This is a genomic window from Bacillus sp. 5RYD7K, from assembly GCF_059831465.1.
Window position 1 is genome coordinate 2501 of the sequence record NZ_CP191201.1, and the last position, 2513, is coordinate 5013.

The window sequence follows — 2513 nt, forward strand, 5'->3', positions numbered from 1 at the left end:
AACTCGCCGGTTCATTCTACAAAAGGCACGCCATCACCCGTTAACGGGCTCTGACTACTTGTAGGCACACGGTTTCAGGATCTATTTCACTCCCCTTCCGGGGTGCTTTTCACCTTTCCCTCACGGTACTGGTTCACTATCGGTCACTAGGGAGTATTTAGCCTTGGGAGATGGTCCTCCCGGATTCCGACGGAATTTCACGTGTTCCGCCGTACTCAGGATCCACTCTGGAGAGAACGACATTTCAGTTACAGGGCTGTTACCTTCTTTGGCGGGCCTTTCCAGACCTCTTCGCTTATATCATTCATTTGTAACTCCGTATAGAGTGTCCTACAACCCCAAGAGGCAAGCCTCTTGGTTTGGGCTGGTCCCGTTTCGCTCGCCGCTACTCAGGGAATCGCATTTGCTTTCTCTTCCTCCGGGTACTTAGATGTTTCAGTTCCCCGGGTCTGCCTTCTCATATCCTATGTATTCAGATATGGATACCACTCCATTACGAGTGGTGGGTTTCCCCATTCGGAAATCTCCGGATCAAAGCTTGCTTACAGCTCCCCGAAGCATATCGGTGTTCGTCCCGTCCTTCATCGGCTCCTAGTGCCAAGGCATCCACCGTGCGCCCTTTCTAACTTAACCGTTAAAAAGAATCACTACGTGATTTCTTGCATTACAATTGAATGTGAATTACTTCTGTTATCTAGTTTTCAAAGAACATTATCTCGAAGAATCGAATGATCCTTCAAAACTAAACAAGACAGGGAACGTTCTGTTTATAAGACCCAAGGTCTTATATTCCGTTAAAATCCTTAGAAAGGAGGTGATCCAGCCGCACCTTCCGATACGGCTACCTTGTTACGACTTCACCCCAATCATCTGTCCCACCTTCGGCGGCTGGCTCCATAAAGGTTACCTCACCGACTTCGGGTGTTACAAACTCTCGTGGTGTGACGGGCGGTGTGTACAAGGCCCGGGAACGTATTCACCGCGGCATGCTGATCCGCGATTACTAGCGATTCCAGCTTCACGCAGTCGAGTTGCAGACTGCGATCCGAACTGAGAACAGATTTGTGGGATTGGCTTAACCTCGCGGTTTCGCTGCCCTTTGTTCTGTCCATTGTAGCACGTGTGTAGCCCAGGTCATAAGGGGCATGATGATTTGACGTCATCCCCACCTTCCTCCGGTTTGTCACCGGCAGTCACCTTAGAGTGCCCAACTGAATGCTGGCAACTAAGATCAAGGGTTGCGCTCGTTGCGGGACTTAACCCAACATCTCACGACACGAGCTGACGACAACCATGCACCACCTGTCACTCTGCCCCCGAAGGGGACGTCCTATCTCTAGGATTGTCAGAGGATGTCAAGACCTGGTAAGGTTCTTCGCGTTGCTTCGAATTAAACCACATGCTCCACCGCTTGTGCGGGCCCCCGTCAATTCCTTTGAGTTTCAGTCTTGCGACCGTACTCCCCAGGCGGAGTGCTTAATGCGTTAGCTGCAGCACTAAGGGGCGGAAACCCCCTAACACTTAGCACTCATCGTTTACGGCGTGGACTACCAGGGTATCTAATCCTGTTCGCTCCCCACGCTTTCGCTCCTCAGCGTCAGTTACAGACCAGAGAGTCGCCTTCGCCACTGGTGTTCCTCCACATCTCTACGCATTTCACCGCTACACGTGGAATTCCACTCTCCTCTTCTGCACTCAAGTTCCCCAGTTTCCAATGACCCTCCCCGGTTGAGCCGGGGGCTTTCACATCAGACTTAAGAAACCGCCTGCGAGCCCTTTACGCCCAATAATTCCGGACAACGCTTGCCACCTACGTATTACCGCGGCTGCTGGCACGTAGTTAGCCGTGGCTTTCTGGTTAGGTACCGTCAAGGTGCCGCCCTATTTGAACGGCACTTGTTCTTCCCTAACAACAGAGCTTTACGATCCGAAAACCTTCATCACTCACGCGGCGTTGCTCCGTCAGACTTTCGTCCATTGCGGAAGATTCCCTACTGCTGCCTCCCGTAGGAGTCTGGGCCGTGTCTCAGTCCCAGTGTGGCCGATCACCCTCTCAGGTCGGCTACGCATCGTCGCCTTGGTGAGCCGTTACCTCACCAACTAGCTAATGCGCCGCGGGTCCATCTGTAAGTGGTAGCCGAAGCCACCTTTTATGTCTGAACCATGCGGTTCAAACAACCATCCGGTATTAGCCCCGGTTTCCCGGAGTTATCCCAGTCTTACAGGCAGGTTACCCACGTGTTACTCACCCGTCCGCCGCTAACATCAGGGAGCAAGCTCCCATCTGTCCGCTCGACTTGCATGTATTAGGCACGCCGCCAGCGTTCGTCCTGAGCCAGGATCAAACTCTCCGATAAATGGATCACAGACTAAGTTCACTGCATCCTGCAGTAACATCTGTGTGACCTGCATCATGCAGACCTTAGTTTGACTGACTACGCACATCACTGTGCGATTTATTTAAAACTTTGAATTAACAGGTACGTTTTGTCTTGTTTAGTTTTCAAAGATCA

General features: G+C 51.7%; 2 rRNA genes (1 of these 2 cut by a window edge). Both read right to left on the minus strand.

The window, feature by feature from the left end:
- A 23S ribosomal RNA gene (locus ACQE26_RS19410) occupies window positions 1-633 on the minus strand (it extends 2296 nt beyond the left edge of the window).
- A 174-nt stretch (window positions 634-807) separates the two neighbouring features.
- Window positions 808-2357 (minus strand): 16S ribosomal RNA (locus tag ACQE26_RS19415).
- Together the 16S and 23S rRNA genes form the textbook arrangement of a ribosomal RNA operon.
- Window positions 2358-2513: the final 156 nt, after the last annotated feature.